Source organism: Micromonospora sp. NPDC049049 (assembly GCF_040649115.1).
Classification (GTDB): Bacteria; Actinomycetota; Actinomycetes; order Mycobacteriales; family Micromonosporaceae; genus Micromonospora.
In genome coordinates this window covers 1-23,922 of sequence record NZ_JBEZEX010000004.1, presented here as the reverse complement: position 1 = coordinate 23,922, position 23,922 = coordinate 1, and the positions used below count along the sequence as shown (strand labels likewise).

22 protein-coding genes are annotated in these 23,922 nt (G+C 67.4%); 8 read left to right on the top strand and 14 right to left on the bottom strand.

Annotation, left to right across the window (positions count from 1 at the left end; all coding sequences use genetic code 11):
* Window positions 1-48: 48 nt before the first annotated feature.
* The 4 genes from AB0B68_RS05950 to AB0B68_RS05935 all read right to left on the bottom strand — a co-directional run bounded on the left by AB0B68_RS05950 (window position 49) and on the right by AB0B68_RS05935 (window position 3,542).
* Window positions 49-1,305, bottom strand: coding sequence for an MFS transporter (locus tag AB0B68_RS05950; protein WP_357258094.1), 1,257 nt, complete (start codon window positions 1,303-1,305; stop codon window positions 49-51).
* Between the two features lies 1 nt (window position 1,306).
* Window positions 1,307-1,891 (bottom strand): winged helix-turn-helix domain-containing protein, encoded by a 585-nt coding sequence (locus AB0B68_RS05945; RefSeq protein WP_357258091.1) that lies wholly within the window; start codon window positions 1,889-1,891, stop codon window positions 1,307-1,309.
* Between the two features lie 211 nt (window positions 1,892-2,102).
* Complete coding sequence (locus AB0B68_RS05940; RefSeq protein ID WP_357258089.1) at window positions 2,103-3,107, bottom strand: hypothetical protein; 1,005 nt, start codon at window positions 3,105-3,107, stop codon at window positions 2,103-2,105.
* 117 nt (window positions 3,108-3,224) lie between these two features.
* Window positions 3,225-3,542: a hypothetical protein gene (locus AB0B68_RS05935; RefSeq protein WP_357258087.1), complete on the bottom strand. Its 318-nt coding sequence runs from the start codon at window positions 3,540-3,542 to the stop codon at window positions 3,225-3,227.
* Between the two features lie 134 nt (window positions 3,543-3,676).
* Here AB0B68_RS05935 and AB0B68_RS05930 point away from each other — a divergent pair, with 134 nt between their 5' ends.
* Both AB0B68_RS05930 and AB0B68_RS05925 read left to right on the top strand, forming a co-directional pair.
* Window positions 3,677-4,753 (top strand): glycoside hydrolase family 43 protein, encoded by a 1,077-nt coding sequence (locus tag AB0B68_RS05930; protein WP_357258085.1) that lies wholly within the window; start codon window positions 3,677-3,679, stop codon window positions 4,751-4,753.
* Between the two features lie 110 nt (window positions 4,754-4,863).
* A complete protein-coding gene (locus AB0B68_RS05925) occupies window positions 4,864-5,397 on the top strand; it encodes an RICIN domain-containing protein (protein ID WP_357208329.1) in 534 nt (177 codons plus the stop codon).
* A 198-nt stretch (window positions 5,398-5,595) separates the two neighbouring features.
* Here AB0B68_RS05925 and AB0B68_RS05920 read toward each other — a convergent pair whose 3' ends face one another.
* Window positions 5,596-6,840, bottom strand: coding sequence for a DUF418 domain-containing protein (locus AB0B68_RS05920; RefSeq protein WP_357258082.1), 1,245 nt, complete (start codon window positions 6,838-6,840; stop codon window positions 5,596-5,598).
* A gap of 78 nt (window positions 6,841-6,918) precedes the next feature.
* Here AB0B68_RS05920 and AB0B68_RS05915 point away from each other — a divergent pair, with 78 nt between their 5' ends.
* Complete coding sequence (locus tag AB0B68_RS05915) at window positions 6,919-7,662, top strand: TetR/AcrR family transcriptional regulator (protein ID WP_357205766.1); 744 nt, start codon at window positions 6,919-6,921, stop codon at window positions 7,660-7,662.
* 78 nt (window positions 7,663-7,740) lie between these two features.
* Here AB0B68_RS05915 and AB0B68_RS05910 read toward each other — a convergent pair whose 3' ends face one another.
* A complete protein-coding gene (locus tag AB0B68_RS05910; RefSeq protein ID WP_357205764.1) occupies window positions 7,741-8,088 on the bottom strand; it encodes a GlsB/YeaQ/YmgE family stress response membrane protein in 348 nt (115 codons plus the stop codon).
* A gap of 140 nt (window positions 8,089-8,228) precedes the next feature.
* Here AB0B68_RS05910 and AB0B68_RS05905 point away from each other — a divergent pair, with 140 nt between their 5' ends.
* The gene (locus AB0B68_RS05905) at window positions 8,229-8,882 is read left to right on the top strand and encodes a hypothetical protein (RefSeq protein WP_357258080.1); all 654 of its coding nucleotides are present in this window, start codon (window positions 8,229-8,231) and stop codon (window positions 8,880-8,882) included.
* Between the two features lie 4 nt (window positions 8,883-8,886).
* Entirely contained in the window at window positions 8,887-10,125 is a 1,239-nt protein-coding gene (locus tag AB0B68_RS05900) for a DUF6357 family protein (protein WP_357258078.1), read from the top strand.
* Window positions 10,126-10,209: 84 nt separating this feature from the next.
* On the opposite strand, the gene AB0B68_RS05895 is transcribed toward AB0B68_RS05900, so the two are convergent.
* The 5 genes from AB0B68_RS05895 to AB0B68_RS05875 form a co-directional block, all read right to left on the bottom strand.
* Entirely contained in the window at window positions 10,210-11,484 is a 1,275-nt protein-coding gene (locus AB0B68_RS05895; protein ID WP_357258076.1) for a helix-turn-helix domain-containing protein, read from the bottom strand.
* The gene (locus AB0B68_RS05890; RefSeq protein WP_357258074.1) at window positions 11,471-11,632 is read right to left on the bottom strand and encodes a hypothetical protein; all 162 of its coding nucleotides are present in this window, start codon (window positions 11,630-11,632) and stop codon (window positions 11,471-11,473) included. The genes AB0B68_RS05895 and AB0B68_RS05890 overlap by 14 nt, the downstream gene beginning before the upstream one ends.
* Window positions 11,633-11,758: 126 nt before the next feature.
* Window positions 11,759-12,949, bottom strand: coding sequence for a helix-turn-helix domain-containing protein (locus AB0B68_RS05885; protein ID WP_357258072.1), 1,191 nt, complete (start codon window positions 12,947-12,949; stop codon window positions 11,759-11,761).
* Window positions 12,950-13,070: 121 nt separating this feature from the next.
* Window positions 13,071-13,658, bottom strand: a complete 588-nt coding sequence (locus tag AB0B68_RS05880; RefSeq protein WP_357258070.1) for a Swt1 family HEPN domain-containing protein — start codon at window positions 13,656-13,658, stop codon at window positions 13,071-13,073.
* A gap of 11 nt (window positions 13,659-13,669) precedes the next feature.
* Window positions 13,670-14,287: a DUF5343 domain-containing protein gene (locus AB0B68_RS05875; protein WP_357258068.1), complete on the bottom strand. Its 618-nt coding sequence runs from the start codon at window positions 14,285-14,287 to the stop codon at window positions 13,670-13,672.
* Window positions 14,288-15,026: 739 nt separating this feature from the next.
* On the opposite strand from AB0B68_RS05875, the gene AB0B68_RS05870 reads away from it, so the two are divergent.
* Together AB0B68_RS05870 and AB0B68_RS05865 are read left to right on the top strand one after the other, a co-directional pair.
* Window positions 15,027-16,019 carry a YaaC family protein gene (locus AB0B68_RS05870; protein ID WP_357258066.1) on the top strand — a complete coding sequence of 331 codons (993 nt, stop codon included), beginning with the start codon at window positions 15,027-15,029 and terminating at the stop codon, window positions 16,017-16,019.
* Between the two features lie 247 nt (window positions 16,020-16,266).
* Window positions 16,267-17,100, top strand: coding sequence for a hypothetical protein (locus tag AB0B68_RS05865; protein ID WP_357258063.1), 834 nt, complete (start codon window positions 16,267-16,269; stop codon window positions 17,098-17,100).
* 67 nt (window positions 17,101-17,167) lie between these two features.
* Here the strand turns inward: AB0B68_RS05865 and treZ are convergent, their stop codons facing one another.
* The 3 genes from treZ to glgX are packed head-to-tail and all read right to left on the bottom strand — an operon-like array spanning window position 17,168 to window position 23,314.
* Window positions 17,168-18,892 carry a malto-oligosyltrehalose trehalohydrolase gene (treZ, locus tag AB0B68_RS05860; RefSeq protein WP_357258061.1) on the bottom strand — a complete coding sequence of 575 codons (1,725 nt, stop codon included), beginning with the start codon at window positions 18,890-18,892 and terminating at the stop codon, window positions 17,168-17,170.
* Window positions 18,889-21,195: a malto-oligosyltrehalose synthase gene (gene treY / locus AB0B68_RS05855; RefSeq protein WP_357258059.1), complete on the bottom strand. Its 2,307-nt coding sequence runs from the start codon at window positions 21,193-21,195 to the stop codon at window positions 18,889-18,891. Before treY ends, treZ begins: the two co-directional genes overlap by 4 nt.
* A gap of 1 nt (window position 21,196) precedes the next feature.
* Window positions 21,197-23,314 carry a glycogen debranching protein GlgX gene (glgX, locus tag AB0B68_RS05850; protein WP_357258057.1) on the bottom strand — a complete coding sequence of 706 codons (2,118 nt, stop codon included), beginning with the start codon at window positions 23,312-23,314 and terminating at the stop codon, window positions 21,197-21,199.
* A gap of 315 nt (window positions 23,315-23,629) precedes the next feature.
* Between glgX and AB0B68_RS05845 the strand changes: the two genes are divergently transcribed.
* Window positions 23,630-23,922, top strand: a 293-nt coding sequence (locus AB0B68_RS05845; RefSeq protein ID WP_357258055.1) for a glycogen/starch synthase, incomplete at its 3' end; no start/stop codon positions are given.

Here is a 23,922-nt window from a genome sequence, read left to right as displayed (position 1 = left end):
GGGTGAAACCGAACTGTCTGCCGTGTCATCGAAGCCGGCGACAGGCAGCTAACCAACGTCCACTGTCGCGCGCCGTCGTACGGCCGCCCGTTGCTGCCGTACGGACCGTAGGCCCACGTAGGCGACCGCACCGGAGGCCAGGTACAGCAGAGCCTGCACGTTGAGCACGAGTACGACGCTGAGCACGTCGCCAAGCAGGCCGGCGGCGGCCATGCCCAGCCCCTGCGACGCGTTGTAGATCGCGTAGTAGACGCCGAAGGCTCGACCCAACTCGGTGTCGGGCACGCTCTGTTGGATCTGCGCGAAAGCCCCGCTGGCGTACGCGATGCCCGGCGCGCCGACCAGGATGAACAACCCGATGTACCACTCCGGTTGACGGGTGACCGCCGGCCCGTTCCAGATGACGAGGCTGATCAGTGCGAAGGTGGTCGCCCCGAGGCTCATCAGCAGACGGGGGCTGAGCCGGGCGCCAAGCATGCCGACGATGAGCCCACCCGCGACCCCACCGATCGCCTGGACGCCGCGCAGCACACCGGTCAGGGTGCCGTCGGCGTGCAGGGCGCGGCTGACGAAGACCACGAAGAGCACCACGAACAGGCCCTGCGCGATGCCGCCCAACGCCACACTCACGATCGTCACCCGCACGGCGCGGTTGCGCAGCATCGCCGTGAGGCCGTGTCGCCACGCGGTGAGGAACGATGACGTGCGGTCCGGGGTCGCCGGATCCGCGGTGGTGTGGTGGGCGGCCCGGCGGGCGGCGGCGATCAGTGCTGCCGTGATCACGAAGGCCACGGCTGCGCCGACGGCCAGGTAGCGGGTGCCGTCGCGCGTGATGGCGAACCCACCCAGCGAACCTCCGACGAGACGTCCGACGCTGATGTTGAGCGCCACCACGCTGTTGGCGCGCACCAGGTGCGCGGGCTCGACGAGGCGTGGCAGCGCGGCGTTGCGGGCGGAGTCGAACGTCAGGGTCAGCACCGCCTGCGCGCCGGCTACCAGCGAGATGATCCACAGATGGTGGTCGGATTGACCGAGCAGCGGGATCACCACCGCTGCCTGCAACACGGCGACGCAGCTCATCAACCGGAACTTGTCGAAACGATCGGCGAGAGCACCGGCGAACGATCCGACCGTGATCCCGCACAGCAGCTCGACGAGGAAGACGGCGGAGGTGGTGAGCGCCGAGCCGGTCACCCCGAACACGTAGATCGGCAGCCCGGTGAGCAGCAGCCAGCTCGCCACGCTGGAGAAGAGCCCGGCAACCCAGACGAGGGCGAAGCTGCGGTGTCGCAGCAGCGCCACCATCTCAGATCAACTCGGGCGTGGGGTACGCCTGCAGGTTGAGACTGACCGGCCGGGCGCCGCTGGGGGGCGCGGCGCGCAACGGGCGCAGGTACGGCCGGATGACGGCGTCCAGGGTCAGCGTGAGGTGCCGCAGCTCCTCCGGGGTGAGCGCGAGCGTGTAGTTGTGGAAGGTGACGCTCTCCTGCCACTCGTCGGTCAGCCTGTGCTGTTGCTGCTGGTAGCGCTGCAACGACCGAAACACCTCGTCGACCCCCAGGGCGGTAAGCGCGTCGTTGATCTGCCGGCCCTCGGCGTCATCGGGATCCGGCAGAAATTCGAACCCGGTCGCGGCGGCGCGCCACGGTCGGTCACGCTGATTGGCCCCGTCGGCGTTGGCCCGCTCGATGAGGCCGTGCCGGGCCAGTTGACGCAGGTGGTAGCTGCAGTTCGCGCCGGTGTCGTCCAGGGCCTCGGCGCACTGCGCGGCGGTTCTCGGGCCGGCGGCCAGCAGGTAGCGCAGCAGCCGCAGGCGCAGCGGATGCGCGAGCGCGCGCAGCTTGGTCGCGTCCTGGACGCGCACCCGGCGCTCCGGCTCGTTCGGCTCCATCAGCACCCCTTAACGAAAGACTCCTTTCGGTTATACCTCCTGCCAGTCCGATTTCGCAACAAGTCTTTCGTATCTGAGCGGCCGGAGAACGGCCTGGGTGACCATTTGCTTCGCTCGAAGGCAACGCCCTTCGGCCGCGGCGGGACCGTGCCGGGGTCCCGCCGCGGTGTCGCGTTCCCGCCGGGCTGCACGCCGGCCGGGACCACCCTCGTCAGGCAGTCGCCATTCCTCGGACGGCCAGCTCGCTGAGCGACGCGACGCCAGTGTCGCCGAGCGCCTTCCGAGCCACTGCGGGCTCGCTCAGCTCGAACACCTCGACGAGGAGGGTCGGCGATCCGGACCGGCGGCGGATCCCGTCGATCTCCTGCCGGTCAGGGTTGAACGGCAACGCCGGCCACTGTTTCGCGGTCTCCTGCCAGTCGGTTGAGATGGTCGCGACCAGGCCGTCGAGCAGGGTCGCGTAGTCCTCCGGGCTGATCGCCCGACCCAACCCGTACCGCTCGCGCAGGGCGAGAATCTCGGCCGGGACCTCCTCGGAGGAGTAGCTGTTGTTGATTCCGAGCCACCAGTGGGCGAAGTAGGTGCCCTGGTAGCCCTGGGCCAGGTAGCGCGACCCGTCGCGGTGCACCTCGATGATGAAGTTGTGCACCTGCGGAAACTGGCAGTCGAGCAGCAGGACGGTAGCGTCGCTGGCCGGCGTGGCGAGGAGCGCCTTCTTGAGCGCCTCGCCGCCGCCAGCCCCATAGGTATCGTGCGACAGTCGGGCCGGCTTGCCGCCCGCGGTGCGCAACTGCTCGCGAATCTGGAACGCCGCCAGTCCGCAGTTGGCCCACCTGCGGCTCTCGTCGCGCAACGCGATCTGCGGGTCGCCGGTCTTGCCCGTACTCCCCACCGCCGCGTTGAGCTTCACCAGGTCGACACCGTCAGTGGGCTGGTCACGACGCCGCTGACTGCTCTCGGTGGCACGCGCGGCATCGCGCTGCGCGTAGCCGGTCGCGGCGGTGACGGCTTCGGCCCACGTACCGAAGCTCTGATCGGGCTTCAGCGCACTCTCCGACCAGTTGATCAACGCACCGACCACCTCACCGCGCAGGTCGGCGGGCATGAGCGGTTGGATCCTGGTCAGGATGTCGACGCACGCCTTCTCGTCGGTCTCCAGGTTGGGGATCTGACCGTTCGGTGGGTAGGCGTCCTTCTCCTCCGCGATGATCAGCATCCGAACCTCCACTGTCCACTGTGTACCGACTGCCCCCACGGCGAGCCGGATTCCAGATTGGACCCTGAGTGAACGAGCGAACACACAACGTCGGACTTCCGTCCCGGATCGCGGCGCTCAGCGCCCGGTCCGCGGGTACCGGAAGGCGCTCAGCAGGGCGGTGACCAAGCCAGCCACCAGCACGATCCTCACCATGTGGAACACCACCGCGTCGCCGGTGGAATCCGGCGGGAAGGCGTCCTTGACGAGCATGCCGACGCCCAGTCCCAGCCCCAGACAGGCATGCATCGCGGCCCGCAGGCGTGGCAGGGGCTGCGGGCGGCCGAAGATCCGGGGCGCGGCCACGCCCCCGCGGCTTCGGACGAGCAGCACGGCGGTCATGGCCAGGTTGGCCGCGGCGCACACGACGGCAAGGACCACGTCCAGGGGCTCCATGAGGCCAGACGCTAGCGCACCCATGCCCGCGAGTGCCGAGACCGGCTCGCGGAAACACTGTGGCGCGGCACCCTTTGCCCTAATCTAGGGCTGTCGATTGTTACCGCCAGCTCCGTTCGAGGAGAGGTGTCCCGATGGTGAACGTCGATAGCCGACCCCTTCCGCGCTTCCTCTCCATCCCGCTGGCCGTCGTGCTCGCCGCCGGCCTGTCCCTGGTCGGCGTGGCACCGGCGGCGGCCGGGCAGACCGGCCTGCGCGCTGCCGACCCGAGCGTGATCCGCGTCGGCGGCACCTACATCTCCGTGCAGTCGGTCAACGGCGGGATCGCCGTGCGGCAGGCGGCCTCCCCCGACGCGCTGGCCGCCGCGTCCGCGCGGCAGGTCTGGACGGACAGCCGCAACCTCGGTGAGGTCTGGGCCCCGGAGATCGTCACCGATGGCGGGCGCTACTACATCTACTTCTCGGCCGGGCGCGGCGCCGCCCACCGGATGTACGCGATCCACTCGGCGTCACCGGCCAGCGGTTACACGGCCGAACGGCAGCTCGCACTGCCCGACGGCAGGTGGGCCATCGACGGCAGCCTGTTCACCTTCAACGGCCAGCGGTGGTTCGTCTGGTCCGGTTGGGCCGGGGACACCAACATCGAGCAGAACATCTACCTCAGCCGGATGAGCGACCCCCTCACCCCGACCGGTGGCCGGTACGTCATCTCCCAGCCACGCGAGAGCTGGGAGCGCGTCGTCGGCAACCCGTTCATCAACGAGTCCCCCGAGGCGATCCGGGACCCCAACGGGCAGCTGCACATCGTCTACTCGGCCAACGGCAGTTGGAGCGACCAGTACTGCCTCGCCGACCTGCGGCTGCGCGCCGGCGGCGACCCGACGTACGTGTGGGACTGGTACAAGTCGAACGGCTGCCTGTTCGGCTCGAACCGGGCCACCATGATGGCCGGCTGGGACCCCACCCTGCACGTGAACGGACCTGGCCACCACAGCTTCGTGCTGCTCAACGGCGACATCGCGACGAGCCCGCCCGCCGGGCCGAGATTTCCGCTGATGTACCACGGGGTGCCCAAGGGCACCGCGTACTCCTGGGCGAACCGCTACTGGTACACCGGCACCTTCTGCTGGTGGGGCAACACCACCTACCGCCGTGCCAACGTGCCCGGCCCGACGGCCGACACCGGGTTCAGCATCAAGTTCTTCGAGTGATCCGGACGCGTGACCTGGCCCTTCGCCGACCGTTCCGGCCCGATTGGCGTGCATCGATGGCAATCGTCTAGCCTTGGCGTCTCTCCACAGTGGACGACGAAAGGCTTTACATGAAGCGCAAGACGATGACCGGCCTCATGACGGTGCTCACCATGATCGCGGCGATGCTGGTCGGCACCGGCAGCCCGGCGGCGGCGGCCTCCTCCGGCCCGTGGGTGATCCAGCCCTTCACGAACGACTACTGCCTGTCGCCGGAGGCCTTCTCGTCCTCGCTCAACATCGTGGTCGACCAGCACCTCTGCGAGGGCGGGCCGAACCGCAACTGGACCTTCACCACGACCAGCTCGGGCTACTACCACATCTCGTTCAACAACGGCGGACGGTGCATGGCCGTCCGCGGCGCGGTGACCACCGAACGGGCGAAGATCGCCACGCAGGTGTGCGGCGACGCCCGCCTCAACGACCAGTGGCTGCCGATCAAGCTCTTCACCTCCGGGAGCGCTGACTACTACCAGCTCAAGAACCGGGGCACCGGCAAGTGCATGGCGGTGGAGGCCAACTCGAGGTTGAACGGCGCCGACATGATGCAGTTCACCTGCTACACGACGTCGGAGAACCAGGCCTTCACCTGGGGCCTCTGGTAAGCAACGCTCTTCAGCCGCGGCGGGACCTCTCCGGGTCCCGCCGCGGTTCCGCGTTTCCGGCCGGTGTGCCGAAAGATCGACTCGGTTTCCGTGAAGTCGGGGTGTCCCCGCAGTCGGGACACCCCGACTTCCGTGAAGGCGAGTGGATCGTGGGCGGCGCGCGGGTGTCTGCGCGAGGAGCCTGCCCATCGCCGCATTTCAGTGGCGGCCCGCTGAGGCCGCCGAGTCACGATCGCGGCCGGAGATCACATCGGTCTCTGCCGTCTTTCCGTTCGTCACCCGTCGTAGCGCCCACTCGGCCGGCCCGTACCGGTAATGGCGCAGCCACCACGCGCTCACCGCGAGCTGCACCGCGTAGATCAGGAGTGCGAGCCCGGTCGTCCCCACCGGCGACACGCTCCCGGCCAGGCCAAGCCCGATCCCGCTGAAGATGAGCAGCCCGAGCAGCGATTGCCCCAGGTAGTTGGTGAGTGCGATCCGCCCCGCCGGTGCCAGGGCCGACCGCACGAACCCGAACGGCGGGCTGTGCATCATCCGCAGCAGCGTGGCCGCGTACGCAGCCGTCAGCAGCGGCGCGGTCGCCGCGCTCACGCCCACGGCCAGCGGCTGGCCGTTGCCGCCGCCGAGCGCGTACACCAGACCGCCCGCGATCCCCACGGGGAAGCCGACCCACTGGATCCGCCGCAGCACCGGCTCGTGACCGGTGACGCCGGCGAGGAGTCGCCGTCGGCCGGCGACCATGCCGAGCAGGAACATCGCCAGCGCCGTCGGCCCCTGGAACGTCGCGGACTGGAGCACCAGGAAGGGAAGCCCGGAGAGGTGGTGGCCAATGACGTCACCCCATCCGCCGAGCATCGCGGCCGTCGCCTTCTCGGCGTTGGCCAGCGCCTCGGCTCGGGTCGGCAGGAACGCGGAGGAGTTCGCGAGGAGGCCGCTGGCCAGGAGGCTCAGCAGCACGATCCCGTAGAGCACGCTTGCGACGCGCACCGCCGTCCGGTCGCGGACCCGGCGCATCCCGAGCAGGATCAGGCAGACCACCGCGTAGGTCATCAGGATGTCGCCGCCGTACAGGAGCGCGGTGTGCAGGGCGCCGAGGATGAAGAGGCCGGCGATCCGGCGCAGCATCCGCGGCCCGAACGCGGCCCCAGCGCGCCCAGCCGCCTCCATCTGCAGCGTGAAGCTGTATCCGAACAGGAACGAGAAGAGGATGTAGAACTTCATGTCGACGAGCACCGCGGACAGGAACCGCGTCGCGTCGTCGAGGACCGACGAGAACGCCGGGTCCGTGATCAGGTTGCCCGGGTAGCCGGAGGCCATGAAGGTGATGTTCACGACGAAGATCCCGAGCAGCGCGAACCCCCGCAGCGCGTCGATGTCGTGGAGGCGCTGGCCGGCGGGTGCCCGGCTCGCCGTGGCGCCAATCGTGCCCGCTGACACGTCCATATGCTTCTTCTTCCGTCCGGCCCGACGACAGCGTTTAATATACGGGAGATACTATCCATGGGACACAATGCGCCGTCAATGGCCGACGACGTGCCCGCCGACCTGGCGCGGCTCTGGCGACTGCCGACGTCCACACGCCGGGGCCGGCCCGCCGAACTCGACGTCGAGCGGGTCGTCGGCGCTGCGGTGGACCTGGCGGACCACGAGGGCCTGGACGGGGTGACCCTGCAGAAGGTCGCGCAGACTCTCGGCTTCACCAAGATGTCGCTGTATCGGCACGTGGGCTCGAAGGAGGAACTCGTCGAACTGATGACCGACCACGCCACCGGGTCCGCCCCCAGGTTGGACGTGGACGGCTGGCGTGACGGCGTGCATCGCTGGGCAGCGGCGATCCGGACCCGGTACGCCGAGCACCCGTGGCTCGTGGAGGTTCCGATCGCGGGCCCGCCCCGAGGGCCGAACGCCATCGGCTGGATGGACGCGTTCCTGCGGGTCCTGCACGACACTGGTCTGGATCCGAGGACGAAGGCAGGCATCCTCGTCGTCGTCAGCGGTTATGTGCGCAACGCGATCCTGCAGAGCCGCCAGATGGCGGCGGGCCGCAGTGGCACCGGGCTCAGCCAGTCGGACGTCGAGCAGAACTACGGCCTCGCCCTCGCCGCGCTCGTCCACCCGGAGCGCTTCCCCGAGGCTGCGCCACTGTTTGCGGCGGGCGCCTTCGAGAGCGAACCGGGAGAGGATCCAGAGGAGCAGGACTTCGTCTTCGGCCTCAACCTGATCCTCGACGGCGTCGAGGCGGCAATCGCGCGGCGCAACCGCTGAGCGTCACTGCTCACCGCTGTCCACACCCCTCGGCACGCTGCCGCTAACCGCCATACGCCCGGCTCACGCTGCCGCCGATCAGGATTCGCGCTTGGCCTTGGCGCGACGGGTCCGCCGACGAGGCTTGTCGTCGCCGCCGGCCAGCCGGGTGAAGGTGAGCATGTTCGCCAACGCCACGGCGATGATCGCGAGGCCGACCTGGATCGCGAGCACGACCCAGTCCCAGCGCAGCACCCACACCTGCACGTTGGCCCCGTCGTCGATGTTGAGCGCCCGGGCGACCACTGTGCCCAGCACCGCCGAGCCAACGCCGATGACGAACGTGGCGAAGACGCCGATCCGCTGCCTCCCCGGCAGGATGAGTCGTCCGAGCAGGCCGACGAGGGCACCGATGAGCACCGCGCCGAGATAACCACTTACCAGCATTGCTGTCTCTCCCCTCCAGCAGTGCCGAGATACATGCCCGGATCTCACGTTGCCGGAAACCCCGCCCGGATCAGGGCCGCGGGCATGTCACCCTGACCCACTACTCTGGCGGAGCTTTCACCCCTGAACGAAGGAAACTTATGGCCCGCCCCTACAAGCCCGGCCCGAAGCAGTTCGTCTTCGCTGGCGGTGACGGCAACGATCAACACGTCTCGGTGGGCGACCCGCAGGAGGCGTACGTTGCGTTCTCCGCGTTCTTCCGGGGCCGAGAGTCCGACACGTACACCATCACCGACGAGCCGGCGAGGCAGCGCCTGGTGCTCATGCCCAGCCTGGGGGTGATCTCCCGGATCACGGAGGCGGACCAGCCTCGGTCGGAACACCTCCGGGTCGACAGGCCCAACCGCTACCTGCCGAGCGCGATGCTGTTCTTCGAGAACGGATATGCCGGCCTCGACCACTTCGGCCAGTGGCTTGCCGACCTCTCCGACCTCGACGCGTCACCGGAGGCGCGCGGTGCCGCACGCGCCGCCACGATCACGACAGAGGCAGCGGCGATCGCAGAAGTGGGCCGGATCTGGGCGGATTCCGGCTACGTCGACCCGACCGACAGCTACTACATCTTCTTCGACTCGCAGGACATCGACGATGATCGGGCCGACCGAGCCGAACTGCTCCAGTTGATCGAGTTCCTCGGTCTCGAACGGGTCGACGCCCCGGCCGAGGCTGCCGGGGGCGAAGTCTGGGTGCGCTCCGACCCACGCCTCGACGCCCAATCTGAACAGTGGTCGTGACGAGATGACAGACATCGTTTTCACGCGACGCAGCGGCTGGATCCCGACCGTGATCCGCGAGGACGACGAGCTGAAGCTGATGCTCGGCGCCGGAGCCGACGCCAACCACGAGCCCCGCACGTTCACGATCCCGATCTCCGAAGCTCATTTCGCGGTGATCCGGGAAGACCTGGCCCGACACCTGCTGCTGTGGAGTGCGGTCCTACCGCTGTGCCATGCAGCGGGGACCCGGGGCCAGCTCGACGAGGACGCCGCCGTCGCACTCCTGGACCCGATCCTGCTCGCCCCGCCCGCAGACGTCGACGCGCTGTTTCGGCGCACCCCCTGGGACCGGAGCCGGCTCGTCGCCCACGGTGCCACCATCCGTCTCCTGGAGCACGGTCAGGTCTGCGAGGCTATGCGCACGGCGACGGAGGCGGCGAACGAGAAGCGCGCCCAGGAACATCACGCGGACCGCCGCCGCACCGAGCGGGGAGTGGTCCTCGGGCCACTCGACGCGCAGATCCTGCGCTACACGGGCCAGTACCTGCACGGCGCGACCATCCCACGGCGGAACCCCGATGCCGTCGACCCCGCGCTGCTGCCCCAGGTCATGCAGGTGATCGCCACCGCCGAGCAGGCGTGCGCCGGGATGCGGATCGGCCTCGACCCACGGCGGGGACACCGGGCCACGGACAAGCGCGACTGGAAGCGGATGGAGGCGACCGTCGACGCGGCCGTGCGGCGCGCGTACCCCGGGCTCGTCGATGACGCGGTGCGGACGGTGACTTTCCTGATGTGCTCGGAGGCCGCGGACCGCGCCAGGAGCACGCCGCCGGAGGACGACGACTCCGGTGCGAGTGTGACGAAGGCGGCCCTGACCTTCACCGACGACAAGGGCGGCGAGAAGAAGTGGCTACGGGACAGCCCTCGCAGCGCGTCCGCCGAGTTCTGGGAGTTCGTCGCCGACCGCTCGGCCGGGGACAACGAGGTGTTCACCATCGAGGACGAGGACATGGGCGAAGGGATCCAGCTGCAGTTCTACTCGGACTGCATCGCCCGGATCACGATGCTGCGGCAGGGCGAAGCCGGGTCAGACCCGGAGTACCGGGTCGAGTACAGCCTGGTCGACGGGATGAGTGGGTACCGGCACCTGGTGAGCCTGTTCGTCAGCGGCGGCTGCGCCGCACTCGACCAGCACAGTCCCTGGATGTCGGATGCCGCCGAATTTGAGCGCGCGCGTCGTCAGCGCAAAGCCCGGTAGTCCCACGCCCCTGGCGAGGTGCGTCACGATGCCTAACTGCCAGCTCGTCGGCGCGAGGGCGCAAGGGCCGGTGGCCGGCGGCCGTCAGCGGGTGAGGCCGACGAGCGTCGCCAGTCGCGCCACACCGGCCGGCGCCGGCTGCGCGCGGGCGACATCGGCGATCACGGTACGCGCCAACGGCCGGCACCGAACCTCAGCCGGCGCGACACTGTCCGCGTCGACAAGCGCCCTCGCCGCCCCGCGAACGTCACCCAGTTGCAGGTACGCCCGCGCGACGTCGACCAGGTACGCGCCCCGATACTCGGCCGGCAGTCGCCGCCACCCCTCCCGCCGCACCACGGCCGAGTGCCGTCGTAACGCCTCGGCAGCGTCCCCTCGTTGCGCCGACACGAGAACCCGGGCCAACTCGACGGCGACCGGACCGAAGCTGGTGCGGTGCGTGTCGTCGTACCCCCTCAGGCTGGCGGCGATCCCTGCGGCCCGGTCGATCAGCTCGTCGGCGCGGCGGTGCTCGCCGCACCCAGCGGAAGCCAGCGCGGCCTGCACCAGCAACGTCCCACCCACCGCCCACTCCCCCGCCGACCGCTGCCGCGCAGACCCACCCTCGCTCCGACCTCCGCCTCCGCCTCCGCCTCCGCCTCGGTGATCATGAGGTTGGCGGGCGGTTTGATCCTCGAAGGGCCCGCCAACCTCATGATCACGCGGGCAGGCTGAGGTGGGGATGAGGCGGTTGGTTGCGGCTTGGGCCGCTGTTAGGGCCAGGAGGTCGCGGTTGGAGGCGCGGAGCGCCTGGGTTACCGAGATGGTTGCGGTTGCCGCCAGGACCGGGTCGTCGCCGGCGAGGGACATGGCACGGTCGGCGGCCAGCCAGGCCAGGTCGGCCTCGCCGAGCTTCACCAGCAGCGACGAGGTGATCCGGTACGCCTGCACCAGCCGCCCCGCCGACCGCGCGCCCTGGGCGGCGTCGAGCAGACCCGGCACCACCCGCACCAACTGCCCGTAGTGCGCATGCTGGTAGGCCAACCAGGCGTGCCCGACCTGCCTTCTCAGCTCGTCCGTCTGCGGTGGAGCCTGCGGGATGTCGTAGCGGGCTAGCGCGGCCCGGATCTCGTCCACCCCGTCAGGCGTGCCCGCCGGGGTGCCCTGCGGCTGGCCGAGCAGCACCTCCGGGTCGACCCGCAGGACGTGGGCCAATTCCTGGATCACCGAGTACCGGTCCAGGGTGCGGGCACCCCGCTCGATCTTGTCCACCCAGCTCTTCGACCTGCGCAGCCGGTCGGCCAGCATCTGCTGCGTCATCTGCCGCCGCACGCGCCAGCTCGCCACGCGGCGGCCGATCGGGATGTCATCGCTGGTCACGCCGCCACCGCCGGTCCGGGACCGCGCGGGTCGTGTCATCTACGGGTACGCGCTCCGCCTCGGCCTGGGCCAGGAGGCGCTGCTTGGCAGCCTCCCGCTCGGCGGCTTCACCCTTGTTCTCCGAAGCGTTGTCGTCCTGGCCGCCCATCCCCGACTCATCCGATAAGCGCGCCGCCGTGCTCGGGATCGACCACCGCCGCGCCATGTCATCGGGACGCGCTTACGTCCCAAACCGGACAGTAGGGCGGACTAGTGATGTGGTGATTACTAGCAGTTATGCGGCCAGGTTGATGCCGATGCGCCCGGCGAGCAGGCGCAGGTCGTCGGGAATGGCCCGGCGCTGGGCGCGCTGCGCCAGGGTCACCACTGCGTCGCGGGCGAGCGGGTTGATGGCGAAGGGGATCGGTGCTGCCCGCTCGGCCTGCACGAACGCGGCCAGCGCCCCGACGTCGCTGCGTCCACCGTCAGCCAGGGCACGACCGAGGTCGAGCCAGTAGGACTGCTGGCGGATCGACGCCGCGAGCACCTGCGGCCGGACCGTCCGAGACAGTTCGATGACCCGGCCGGACGCGCCCTGCTCGGCCGCGATGGACATCTCCCAGAGCCCAACGTTGGTCGGCCCGAATCCACAGCCGTTGAAGCCAGCCCCATCGACCGGATCGCCAAGCGTTGCGGCCTCGCGGGCTGCCTCATCCAGGTGATCGCGAGCTGCGTCCAAACGGCCGCTCACGGTCGAGGTCAACGCGGCCGAGAGGTGGAGCTGCCCGAGCATCTGCCTCACCCGCACGTCGGCGGCGTCCGCTTGCAGCTCGGCCAAGGATCGGTCTGCGGCACGGGCGGCGACGGACGCGGACTCGATCGGCAGGCTCTGCGCGTATGCGAAACGAGAAGCCGCGATCCAGGCCGGGTCTGCGGCGTCCTCCGCGACCGTCCCGGCGAGCCGGGCGGCGTTGAGCGCCAGGTGGCGGTATCCGAGGTTCCGTAGGCAGGTGGCGGCTTGGTAGGCGACCTGGACGAGGACGGTGCCACCTACTGCGGCGGCTTCAAGCAGAAGGTTGGGCAGCATACGAGCCATGGCCGGGTAGTTGCACGAATTGCGAAGCTGCTCGGCGCGGGCGATCTCGGCCGCCAGGCGATGGCTCGTGTAGGTCGACGGGCGACGCTCGCCGTCCTCAATCTCGATCAGGGCCGACCAGATCGCGGGCACACATTCAGCGGCGCTCTCGCGGGCCGGATCACCGGACTCGGTGCCCTGACCGAGCAGGTCAGCCACCGTGACTTGGAGCGCGGCAGCAAGAGCGACCAGTGTGGAGCGGCGGTCGATAGTCTTGCGACCCGACTCAACCTGCGACACGTACGACTGGGTGACACCAGCGAGCCCCGCGAGGACGGCTTGGGTCATGCCGCCACGGCGCATCCGCCAGTAATGGATCCTGGCACCGATGGTGTCTGGTTTACTCACCATGTCATCGCCCTGTCCGAGGTAGAGAACTGGAATAGCGGCCAAAGGCCGCTATCGCAGGAAAGCCGGCAAAAGAAGTGGGCTACCGCCGATTATGTGCAATGAACAATGTCCACTCTTATATTCACTCCATCAATCGAAACCAATCGCGAACCGTCAAGCGTAGTCGAACTATTTCGTCCTCGGCCAACGGGCTACAGTGAGCAATCGGCCCTCGCAGAGTATTAAGATTGGCCATCACGCGTTCCAATGCCTTAGCACTTTTGAACAGGCTGCCAAATATATCCCAGTTACCCTTAATAATCTCACTCAGCTCGCCGAAAGTTGCAAAGTCAAGCTCTTCATCCGACCGCGGCGTGTAGCCGGTGTCAATCTCTCGCTGCCGCCTATTTTCGCAGTCATTCTTGACTTTCGGCGGCACCCTACCCCCTTGCCACCAAGACTCACCATCCGCAGCTTCAAACGTTTGTCCGACGAGGCTACGAATCGTCTTTTCCAAGGAGTAGAACATCTCGTAATGCGGTGCCATGGCAGCAGCCTCAGCCCGAATTGCCTGCTCGATCTGAGGGTAGTAATCGTGATCGCTCTCAGTCACGGCCGCAACCTGCCCTCTACCCAGATCCACCCCCAAATCAATCTCTACCTGATCAAGTTCGTGTTCAATTAATTGGGCCGTGAGGGCAAATACCTTCAGCGCCTCTGTCGAGTTCATATCGCTCTCTCTTAGGCTAGCAGGTGCTCACGAAGGCTCTTAAAAATCGCATTGAAAACGGCAACATCTGTGGTGTTCGGCAAGTGAAGATTGATTTCGTAGCCAAGACGCAACTGAGTGGCCGGCAGGTGGACCGGCCCACTGTTAGAATTGACGATCGGCACATCACTGCCACGATTTACTTGGTCAATCCCCTGATCTTCCGCCTCAGCAACAGGGTTTGCGTCGAAGTCAGCGAAACTTCTTAATGCCTTGAACGATGCCAACATCGCCTTGACAGTCGTCGACTCTGGCTCTAGGCCAGTGATCTGAACAATTAGGCCCTTAACGTCTCTGTCGGACGCCTCATGGACATACTCGTTGAGTTCGTAGAGGGCAGGGTAAGCGTTGCGCACTGCGACTGCTGCGGCTGCCCGACTGGCTACAGGGTTTCGGAATTGGCGATAGAGTTGCGTGGGCGCGCCGTCCGGCGCCAAGAAACCAGCGCGTTTTAGGTAAGGGATGACGGGACGGGCACCTCCACCGCTCAGACCAAGCTTTGTCGCCAGAAAGTCCTGGGTGAATCGGTCCGGAACCGAAGCTGCTCGAATCTTTTCAAGCACTTTTCCGATGTGACCGTAAGCGGACAAGTACGGGATCTTACCGCTAGACTCAGTTGCCAATGCGAGCCTCCGACATGCGGATAAAGCGACGCCAAGAGCGCTCCCGCCACGTGCGGAAGGTTCCCAGAGTACGCCGCGCCTTAATCGCTTGCAAGCAGCAGACCGCTCGTCACGAACCACTTCCCCACCAAGCCCGACCCCACTCAAGATCTAGTGGCGCAGTACGCAGCCTGTGAGGGATTGTCATGTTTCTGCTTCGCAGAGCGCTTCAGCTCCTGACGAGGAACCTTCGATGATCTCGGACAATTGTACGAACGGCGCCCGGTGACAACGGAATACGCGGCCTTGCTCACGATCCCAACGGTTGCCAACGGCAAGCCTCGGCCTTCCCGCAGATCAACTCGGCCCACCAATTGGGAGAGTCAGGCGGACCAGCACGGGTACGCTTCAAAGCGCCACGTTGTAGTTAGCTCGGGATCATCATGCCTATGCGGTGCCGCTCGGGTGCGTCAGCAAACGGAGCGTTCCTTAGCTCGACCATCCGGCGAACCGCCCGAAAGCGGACGAAGTACACCAATCTAGCCAGCTCTCCTTACCCCAGCCGCGCTTGCCGACCGGCGAGATCTACCGCCTAGTATGTGATCGCGCCGGCGCGAGATGGTTTTCGGCAGCGCGCAGCCCTTCCGCCATGTGGCTCCTCAGCCTGTTCCCGCCGCCGCCGTACCGACCCCGGTCACCGGTGTACCGCCATCTTGGGAGGACTGAAGTGGTACTCAATGACTCCGCCGAGGTGGCCTGGGCGAAGTTGCGCGCCACGCGGTGGAGCCCGCCCACGCCGGCGAAGCACAGTGCGGAACGAAGAGAGACATACACCTTCGCCCTAGAACAGGCAGAACAAATGTTCCGCGCCGCTGCGACCGTCGGGCCAGCGACGAAACCGCTCCTACTGTTCTATGGCTTGAGTCAGGCCGGCCGCGCCGTGGCTGCCGCCTCTTCAGAGCTTAAGCGCCCGGATGAGTGGCGGCTAGTTGGGCACGGAATCTCGCAGATTGATTTGACACAGCCGCTTCCTCAAATTGGTGTTTACGCTGGAATTAGAGGAAGCTTCGTCCGGCTGTCAGCTATCCTAGATTCACCTTTGTGGACCAAAGCGGAGGCGATTCCGCTCGCCGCACTTTGGGATCTCATCCCGGAGAACCGCCTGCACCCCATTGATAGCGACCACCGTAGCCGACGCACGCCACTTCTTCTCCTCGAACATCACTATAATGAATCACACCCGTTAGCAAGCGCAGACGTCGTCTACTTCCCCCCTTGGCTATTGAAGTCCGACCATCCGGGAGAGGAATTCGTCAACTACATGGCGGATTATCCAGACACACACTTCCACTCCTTTGTGCGAACAGGGGACGGGCCTGCGGCAGCTCCGGACTTTACCAGCCACCTCGACGGGTGGGGCGAGTTGATTATTAATTTTGAAATGCCTGATGGGCGGCCGGCAGGGCCGGAGCAACGCCAAGCACACTTGATGGCCACGACGCGTCGCTACAATGACTCCCTCTGGCTATTTCCCGCGCTCAAGCCCGCTATCCGGAGCATGCATCCATTGATGTCTTGGTGGGCGGTTCTGCATACCTTATCCATCTTGGCGCGCTACCAACCTGCCGAGTGGGCAAGAGAACTCGCTGTAGACCTTAGCAGCCACGCTGTTCCATCGAACGGCTATTGTCGGTTGCAATCGAAGTACTACCCCTGCTGATAACTCAAGCAATTGACGAGGTTAGCTAGGATAATACCAATAGGCCAAAACTCTCCTGCCGTTTCCGGTAACGCCGTATGCCGCCGGAAGAGGCTGCCGTTCGACCAGTCTACGACAGCCACCACGGGAGGCTCATGCCCTTGCGCTGTCGTGGCAGTTGCATCGCCTGGGTGTGGTGTTGCTTCTCGTAGTCCAATCCGTCTACGCTGCCACCACGATTCGGCCGACGAACGAGGCGGAGCACGAGGTGAAGCCAGCAGAAGTAGTGGGCATATTCGGATGGATCGGGTGGGTCATTGGTCTCGGCGCGGGCATACTCCAGATCTTGGCCTTCAACCGCGACAGACGCCTGGGTCCAGCGAAAGAGCAACTCTTCGAGGAGGCACTCCGGGATCGGAAGGGCAAGTATTCTGAAGAGCAAATTCTGGAACTTACGGAACTAGTTCGAATGTTGGAGAGGAGTGCGCGAAGCGAGATACCGCGACAGGCAAAGCGCGTGTTTCTTGAAAGTCAACTTGAGGCGATTCGCGATACGGTATTTACCGGCGTGAAGCAACATCAGCTAATTGTTGAGGAACTCAATCGCCTAGATGGCCAGTCGAAAGAAATACCTGCACAAATTGCGGCAGTTGTTGAAACTTCCATCGTGCCGCCTGCCATTGAGCGTCACCGTCAACAGCGACGACTTTATCTGGTCGTGGTGGTTCTAGTCGTTGTGGCTTTGTTCCCCAATGCCTGGGACTATCTTCAAGAAGCTGCGGTAGATGTCCTGGGTGATCAGCCTTGGCCGTTCGGACCGCAGAACACCTTGGACTTCTTCGCTGGGTGCGCCATTTCAGTCTGCATTGCCTTCGCCCTCCCGGATGCCTGGCTCAGAAGGTTCGTACGCACAAGGAGGCGTGTCGTACTAGCCGTGGCTATTCTTGGATGGTCTCTTGCGACTGCCGGCATTCTTTACATCGGGCTCAGCCTTGGCTTAGGTAACATTTCGTCTTACGAAGTTCAAGTGGGCATCCTCGCGGTGGTTTTGATCGGCGCGGCGGCAAAGGCAACTTCTGTGCAGCGACACCGTCACGGATAGCTAGAGACCGAGCCCAGCTTCCGAAGTGTTTGTTGTGTCGGTTGCGCCGAAGCGAGACGTACACTCCTCACAGCGCCACGATCGCCGCAGTCTCCGCTGGCAGCTGGATCCGGTCCCGCATGACGGTGACGCCCTCCCCCGTAGCCAGCAGCACCCGCCGAGCCACCCCAGGCAGCGACACCCCCTGCCCCCGCCCAGCAAAGTTCGCCACCACAAGCGTGTCTCCCCGCCGCATCACCAGGAACTGGTCCCCGTGCTGCACAGACACCTCGTGCATCCGAGGATCCGACAGGTCCGGAGAAGACCGACGCAGAGCGATCAACCGCTGGTAGAACGACAGCATCGAAGCATGCTCAGGCTTGTCCAGCTCGGCCCAGTCCAACCGGGACCGTACGAACGTCTCCGGGTCCTGCGGGTCCGGCACGTCCCCCTCGGGCCACCCGTGCGACGCGAACTCCCGCCGCCGCCCGGTCCGCACCGCAGTAGCCAGCTCCGGCTCCGGGTGCGACGTGAAGAACTGCCACGGCGTGGAAGCAGCCCACTCCTCCCCCATGAACAGCATCGGAGTAAAGGGCGCCGCCAGCAGCAACGTAGCCCCAACCCGCAGCAGCGAAGGCGACAACGAGGCGGAGATCCGATCCCCGGTAGCCCGGTTGCCGATCTGATCATGGTTCTGTAGGTAGGCGACCAGCCGATGCCCAGGCACCCGCGAGTCCAGAGGTCGTCCGTGGTGCCGGTTCCGGAAGCTCGACCACGTCCCCGCGTGGAAGAACCCACCCGTCAGCACGTCCGACAACGTCTCCAGAGAGCCGAAGTCGCCGTAGTACCCCTGCCGCTCCCCCGTCAGCAACGTGTGCAGCGCGTGGTGGGCGTCGTCGTTCCACTGGGCGTGCAGCCCGAACCCACCGGCCTCCCGGGGCGTAATGAGCCGCGGGTCGTTGAGGTCCGATTCGGCGATCAGCGACAACGGCCGCCCGAGGTGCGTCGACAGCGACTCGACCTCGATGGCCAGCTCTTCGAGCAGCGGGATCGCCCGGGTGTCCGGCAGCGCGTGCACGGCGTCCAGGCGTAGGCCGTCGACGTGGTAGTCGCGCAGCCACATGAGCACGCTGTCGATGATGTAGCGGCGTACCTCGTCGGAGTGCGGGCCGTCCAGGTTGACCGAGCGGCCCCAACTGTTGCTCTGCTCGGCGAGGTACGGACCGAACTGCGGCGCGTAGGCCCCGGAGGGCCCGAAATGGTTGTAGACAACGTCGAGGATCACCCCCAACCCGCGAGCGTGTGCGGCGTCGACGAACCGTTTCAGGCCGTCGGGGCCGCCGTAGGGCTCGTGGGGGGCGTACCAGCAGACGCCGTCGTACCCCCAGTTGTGTTCGCCGTTGAAGGCGTTGATCGGGAGCAGCTCGATCAGGTCGACGCCCAGGGAGACAAGGTGGTCGAGGCGGTCGATGGCCGCGTCGAAGGTGCCGTCCGGGGTGAAGGTGCCGATGTGCATCTCGTAGAGGATGCTGCCGGGCAGCTGCCGGCCCGTCCACGCGCTGTCGGACCACGCGTAGGCAGCGTGGTCGTAGCGGCGGCTCGGCCCATGCACTCCCGCAGGTTGCCACGGGGACCGGGGGTCGGGCAGTGGAGTTTCGTCGTCGTTCAGCAGAAAGGAGTAGTCGGGGCCGGCATCGGGCACGTCGACCTGCCACCAGCCGTCTGCGGCGGTGTGCATCTCATGGTCGGTGTCGCCGGCCAGGCGCAGCCGCACCCGGGTGGCGTCCGGTGCCCAGACGGAGAATTCGGTCATGAAACGGCCTCCTCGGCAGCGGTGGGAGGAGCCAGCAGAGCGACGGGGTAATCGGCCAGGAGGGTGTCCAGCGGCGTCTCTCCGCCACTGTAGACCCGCCCGGTGAACAGGTCCTTCATCTCGTGAACGGGAAGTGACAGGGCTGTGTCACACCACCCGCCGACACGTGCCAACCGGAGCGGCAGTCGGGTCGCCACGGCGATCACGCCGCCTCGGTCGAAGGCCACCGCGTGCCGGCTCACCGGCCCCTGCGCCGGGAGCGGCCGGTAGGTGGTGAACAGCTCCGGGTGCGCGCGGCGCAACCGCAGGGTCCGCGACACGACGAGCAGCTTCGCCGCTCCGTCGGTGTCGACCGGGGGACGCCAGCCGCCGTCGATGCGTGCCAGCATCTCTCGGCGTACGTCGAAGTCGACAGGGCGGCGGTTGTCGGGGTCGACCAGGGAGTTGTCCCACAGCTCGGTGCCCTGGTAGGTGTCCGGCACACCGGGCATGGTGAGCTGCACGAGCTTCTGCCCCAGCGAGTTGGACCAGCCGGCCGGGGTGATCGCGGCGGCGAGTTCAGTCAGCTCGTCGTGCAGGCTCGGGTCGTCGTACATCCTGTCGACCACGTCGTGCAGCGCCTGCTCGAAGGCCGGGTCCGGTTCCGCCCAACTGGTCGAGGCCCCGGCCTCCCGGGCGGCCTTCTCCACGTACGCGTGCAGCCGCTCGCGTTCGATCGGCCACGCGCCCACGGCGGTCTGCCAGAGCAGGTGGGCGAACGCCGGGTCGGGCAGCGGCGCGTACTCCATCCAGCTCTTGACCTGCTCCGCCCAGCGGCCCGGCAGTTCGCTGAGCACGGCGAGGCGGGCGCGGACGTCCTCACCACGTTTGGTGTCGTGGGTGGAGAGGGTGGTCATGCTGGCCGGCCAGCGGACCTGTTGGGCGGTGGCGAAGCGGTGGAACTCCGCGGGTGGCACGCCGAAGCGGACCGGGCTGTCACCGACCTCGTTGAGCGCCACGAACCGGGTCCACCGGTAGAAGGCGGTGTCCTCCACGCCCTTGGCCATCACGGCGCCGGTGAGCTGCGGGAACCGCATGCCCAGCTCGTCGTCGGGGTTGCGCAGCCGGCGGGTGACCGCGTCCAGGGCGCCGGCCAGGTCGGGGCGGCGGCGGCCGGCCTCGGAGCGGGCGGCGGCGAGCAGCCGGGCGCCGTGCGGCGGGTAGCCGCGGTAGACGGCGAACGCGGCGGCCAGCTCGGCGAGCGCCGCGCGGGCCTGCTCGGTCGGTACCTCGGGGGCGAGGGCGGCCAGCCGGGTCAGCTCGGCGGCGAGCAGCCGGGTGGCGGCGGCCAGTTTGGTGGCGTGGGTCAGGTCCTCCCAGGAGGTGTGCCGGCCGGTCACGTGAGTGTCCAGCACTGTGAAGTCGCCCTCGGCGTCGATGTCGATGAAGAGCCCACCGGCCATGGCCAGGGCGTCGTAGCCGGTGGTGCCGTCCACCGGCCAGTCCGGCAGCTCCTCGCCGTACTCCAGGATCTTCTCCACCACGAGCCAGGCGTCCGGTGCGGCCTCCCGCAGGCGGGCCAGGTAGCCGGCCGGGTCGCGCAGGCCGTCGGGGTGGTCGACGCGGATGCCGTCGACCTCCCCGGCGGCGGCCCAGCGCAGGACCAGCTCGTGGGTGGCGGCGAAGACCGCCGGGTCCTCCACGCGCAGGCCCGCCAGGCCCGCGATGGCGAAGAACCGGCGGTACGTCAGCTCGGCGTCACCGCGCCGCCAGGAGATCAGCTCGTAGTGCTGCCGGTCGTGGACCTCACGGGCGGTGCCGTCGCCGGTGCCGTCGGCGACCGGGAAGCGGTGCTCGTGGTAGCGCAGCTCCCCGTCGACGAGCTTGAGGTCGTCCAGGGCGGCCGCGTCGTCGGCGAGCACCGGCAACAGCAGCCGGCCCCGGTCCCAGTCGATGTCGAACCAGTCGGCGTACGACGAGTCGCGCCCCCGGCGCAGCACGTCCCACCAGGCCGGGTTGGCGGCCGGGACGGCGACCCCGGCGTGGTTGGGCACGATGTCGACGACCAGGCCGAGCCCTCTGTCACGCAGGGCGGCCAGCAGCCGCTGCCGGGCGGCCTCCCCGCCCAGTTCCGGGCTGACCGCCCGGTGGTCGACCACGTCGTAGCCGTGCTGCGAACCGGGGGTGGCGGTCAGCAGCGGGGCGCTGTAGAGGTGGCTGACGCCGAGGTCGTCCAGGTAGTCCACGATCGCGGCGGTGGCGTCGAGGTCGAAGCCGGGGCGTACCTGGATCCGGTAGGTGGCCTTGGGAGGGGTGGCCGGCATGTCAGATCATCCTCTCCAGCACGACGAGGGACCGGTCCGGCACCCGGATGGTGCCGCCCGCGCTGATCACCGTGGCGTCGTCCGGCTCGGGTTCGGCGGTGCTGATCACCCGTTCCCACTTCTGGCCGTACTCACTGCCGGGCATGGTGAAGTCCAGTGGCGCGTCGTGGGCGTTGAAGCACAGCAGGAACGACGCGTCGTGGTGTTTCTGGCCGTACTGGCCGCGCTCGCGGATGCCCTCACCGTTGACGAACAGCGCCACCGAACGGCCGAAGTCGTTGCCCCAGTCATCAGCGGTCATCTCCCGCCCGTCCGGGGTGTGCCAGGCCAGGTCGGGCAGCGGCTCGTCGATGCCGCGCCCGTTCACCGGCAGGCCGGTGAAGAAGCGGCGACGCCGGAACACCTGGTGACGTTTGCGGAACGCGGTGAGCGTCTGCACGAACTCCAGGAGCTGCTCGTCGACGTTGTCCCAGTCGACCCAGGCCAACTCGCTGTCCTGGCAGTACACGTTGTTGTTGCCGTGCTGGGTGCGACCCAGCTCGTCGCCGTGGCCGATCATCGGCACGCCCTGCGACAGCATGAGTGTGGCCAGGAAGTTGCGCCGCTGCTTCGCCCGCAGCGCGAGGACCGCCTCGTCGTCGGTGTCGCCCTCGACCCCGCAGTTCCAGGAGCGGTTGTGGCTCTCGCCGTCCCGGTTGTCCTCGCCGTTGGCCTCGTTGTGCTTGTCGTTGTACGACACCAGGTCGTTGAGGGTGAACCCGTCGTGCACGGTGACGAAGTTGATGCTGTGGAACGGTCGGCGGCCGTCGTCCTGGTAGAGGTCGGCGGAGCCGGAGATGCGGGACGCGAACTCGGCGAGGGTGGCCGGCTCACCGCGCCAGAAGTCCCGCACGGTGTCGCGGTACTTGCCGTTCCACTCCGTCCACAGTGGTGGGAAGTTGCCCACCTGGTAGCCGCCGGGGCCGACGTCCCACGGTTCGGCGATCAACTTGACCTGGCTGACCACCGGGTCCTGCTGCACCACCTCGAAGAAGGTGGAGAGCCGGTCCACCTCGTAGAACTCGCGGGCCAGGGTGGCGGCCAGGTCGAACCGGAAGCCGTCGACGTGCATCTCGGTCACCCAGTACCGCAACGAATCCATGATCAGTTGCAGCGAGTGCGGGCTGCGTACGTTGAGGCTGTTGCCGGTGCCGGTGTAGTCGACGAAGTAGCGCCGGTCCTCCTCGCTGAGCCGGTAGTAGCTCGGCGCGTCCACGCCCTTGAAGCTCAACGTCGGCCCGAGGTGGTTGCCCTCGGCGGTGTGGTTGTAGACCACGTCGAGGATGACCTCGATGCCGGCCGCGTGCAACGCCTTGACCATGCCCCGGAACTCCTGCACCTGCTGGCCGAGGCGGCCCAGCGCGGAGTAGCCGTGGTGCGGGGCGAAGAAACCGATGGTGTTGTAACCCCAGTAGTTGCGCAGCCCCAGGTCGTTCAACCGGTGGTCGTGGATGAACTGGTGCACCGGCATCAGCTCGATCGCCGTCACCCCGAGCCGGGTCAGATAGTCGATCATTGGCGGGGAGGCGATGCCCGCGTACGTGCCGCGCAGCTCCTCCGGGATGTCCGGGTGCCGCATGGTCAGCCCACGGACGTGGGCCTCGTAGATCACCGAGTGGTGGTAAGGGGTGCGCGGCGGCTTGTCGTTGCCCCAGTCGAAGTACGGGTTGACCACCACCGACTTCGGCATGAACGGCGCCGAGTCGGTCTCGTTCATCCGCTCCGGCTCGTCCATGTCATAGTCGTAGACCGCCGGGTCCCACTGGACGTCACCGTCGATGGCCTTGGCGTACGGGTCGATCAGCAGCTTGTGCGGGTTGCAGCGCAGCCCGTTCGCCGGGTCGTACGGGCCGTACACCCGGTAGCCGTAGCGCTGCCCCGGCTCGATGCCCGGCAGGTACGCGTGCCACACGTACGCGTCCACCTCGCGCAGCTCGACGCGGCGCTCCGCGCCGGTGTCCCACTCGTCGAAGAGGCACAGCTCGATCCGCTCGGCCACCTCGGAGAAGATGGCGAAGTTGGTGCCCATCCCGTCGTAGGTGGCGCCCAGGGGATACCGCTCGCCCGGCCAGACCTGCATGTCGCTCCTTCAACCCATGGTGATGTGCGCACCGGCCGAGACCGCCCGCACGCAAGCAGGTAGTGCCCCCGGCCCGGGCGCGCCAATCCATCCTTCCAGGCGCTGCCCGGAAACCACCCGTCTGAGCGTGCAACACCACTCAGGTGTCCTCCGTCACGATGACCCTTTTCGAGGTGCGTTCTCGAGCCGGATGGACTTTCCTTGATCGGGGACAAGCGTTCGCGCGTGCCCGCCAGGCCCTCGGCCACCCCTTACACCTCTCGCTCCGCCGCCACCGACGCCGGCGCGCACCACCATGCACGGACGGAGATTGATGTGACGACCCTGCGGGTCGACGAGCAGCTCGCTGCCACCAAGGACCGGGCCCACCGGCCCACCCTGACCTCCCGGCCCCAGCTCCCGACCCAGCCCGGTCTTCCCGCGCCGTCCGGCCTGTCCGCGCAGCCCGGCGCGGTCGTGCCGGCGCAGCCCGGCCCCGGGTTGCCCCCGCAGACCCGTCGCATCCTCATGCTGTCCTGGGAGTACCCGCCGGTGCTCGTCGGCGGCCTCGGCCGACACGTGCACGCCCTCTCCGTCGCCCTCGCCGCCGCAGGCCACGAAGTCACCGT

Coding starts and splice junctions, on each gene's coding strand:
- AB0B68_RS05915 (WP_357205766.1), top strand. CDS start 6,919: ATGGCCGACGACGTGCCCGCCGACCTGGCGCGGCTCTGGCGACTGCCG.
- AB0B68_RS05925 (WP_357208329.1), top strand. CDS start 4,864: ATGAAGCGCAAGACGATGACCGGCCTCATGACGGTGCTCACCATGATC.
- AB0B68_RS05950 (WP_357258094.1), bottom strand. CDS start 1,305: ATGGTGGCGCTGCTGCGACACCGCAGCTTCGCCCTCGTCTGGGTTGCC.
- AB0B68_RS05890 (WP_357258074.1), bottom strand. CDS start 11,632: ATGGGCGGCCAGGACGACAACGCTTCGGAGAACAAGGGTGAAGCCGCC.
- AB0B68_RS05905 (WP_357258080.1), top strand. CDS start 8,229: ATGGCCCGCCCCTACAAGCCCGGCCCGAAGCAGTTCGTCTTCGCTGGC.
- AB0B68_RS05935 (WP_357258087.1), bottom strand. CDS start 3,542: ATGGAGCCCCTGGACGTGGTCCTTGCCGTCGTGTGCGCCGCGGCCAAC.
- AB0B68_RS05900 (WP_357258078.1), top strand. CDS start 8,887: ATGACAGACATCGTTTTCACGCGACGCAGCGGCTGGATCCCGACCGTG.
- treY (WP_357258059.1), bottom strand. CDS start 21,195: ATGCCGGCCACCCCTCCCAAGGCCACCTACCGGATCCAGGTACGCCCC.
- treZ (WP_357258061.1), bottom strand. CDS start 18,892: ATGACCGAATTCTCCGTCTGGGCACCGGACGCCACCCGGGTGCGGCTG.
- AB0B68_RS05885 (WP_357258072.1), bottom strand. CDS start 12,949: ATGGTGAGTAAACCAGACACCATCGGTGCCAGGATCCATTACTGGCGG.
- glgX (WP_357258057.1), bottom strand. CDS start 23,314: ATGCAGGTCTGGCCGGGCGAGCGGTATCCCCTGGGCGCCACCTACGAC.
- AB0B68_RS05880 (WP_357258070.1), bottom strand. CDS start 13,658: ATGAACTCGACAGAGGCGCTGAAGGTATTTGCCCTCACGGCCCAATTA.
- AB0B68_RS05930 (WP_357258085.1), top strand. CDS start 3,677: ATGGTGAACGTCGATAGCCGACCCCTTCCGCGCTTCCTCTCCATCCCG.
- AB0B68_RS05910 (WP_357205764.1), bottom strand. CDS start 8,088: ATGCTGGTAAGTGGTTATCTCGGCGCGGTGCTCATCGGTGCCCTCGTC.
- AB0B68_RS05920 (WP_357258082.1), bottom strand. CDS start 6,840: ATGGACGTGTCAGCGGGCACGATTGGCGCCACGGCGAGCCGGGCACCC.
- AB0B68_RS05945 (WP_357258091.1), bottom strand. CDS start 1,891: ATGGAGCCGAACGAGCCGGAGCGCCGGGTGCGCGTCCAGGACGCGACC.
- AB0B68_RS05940 (WP_357258089.1), bottom strand. CDS start 3,107: ATGCTGATCATCGCGGAGGAGAAGGACGCCTACCCACCGAACGGTCAG.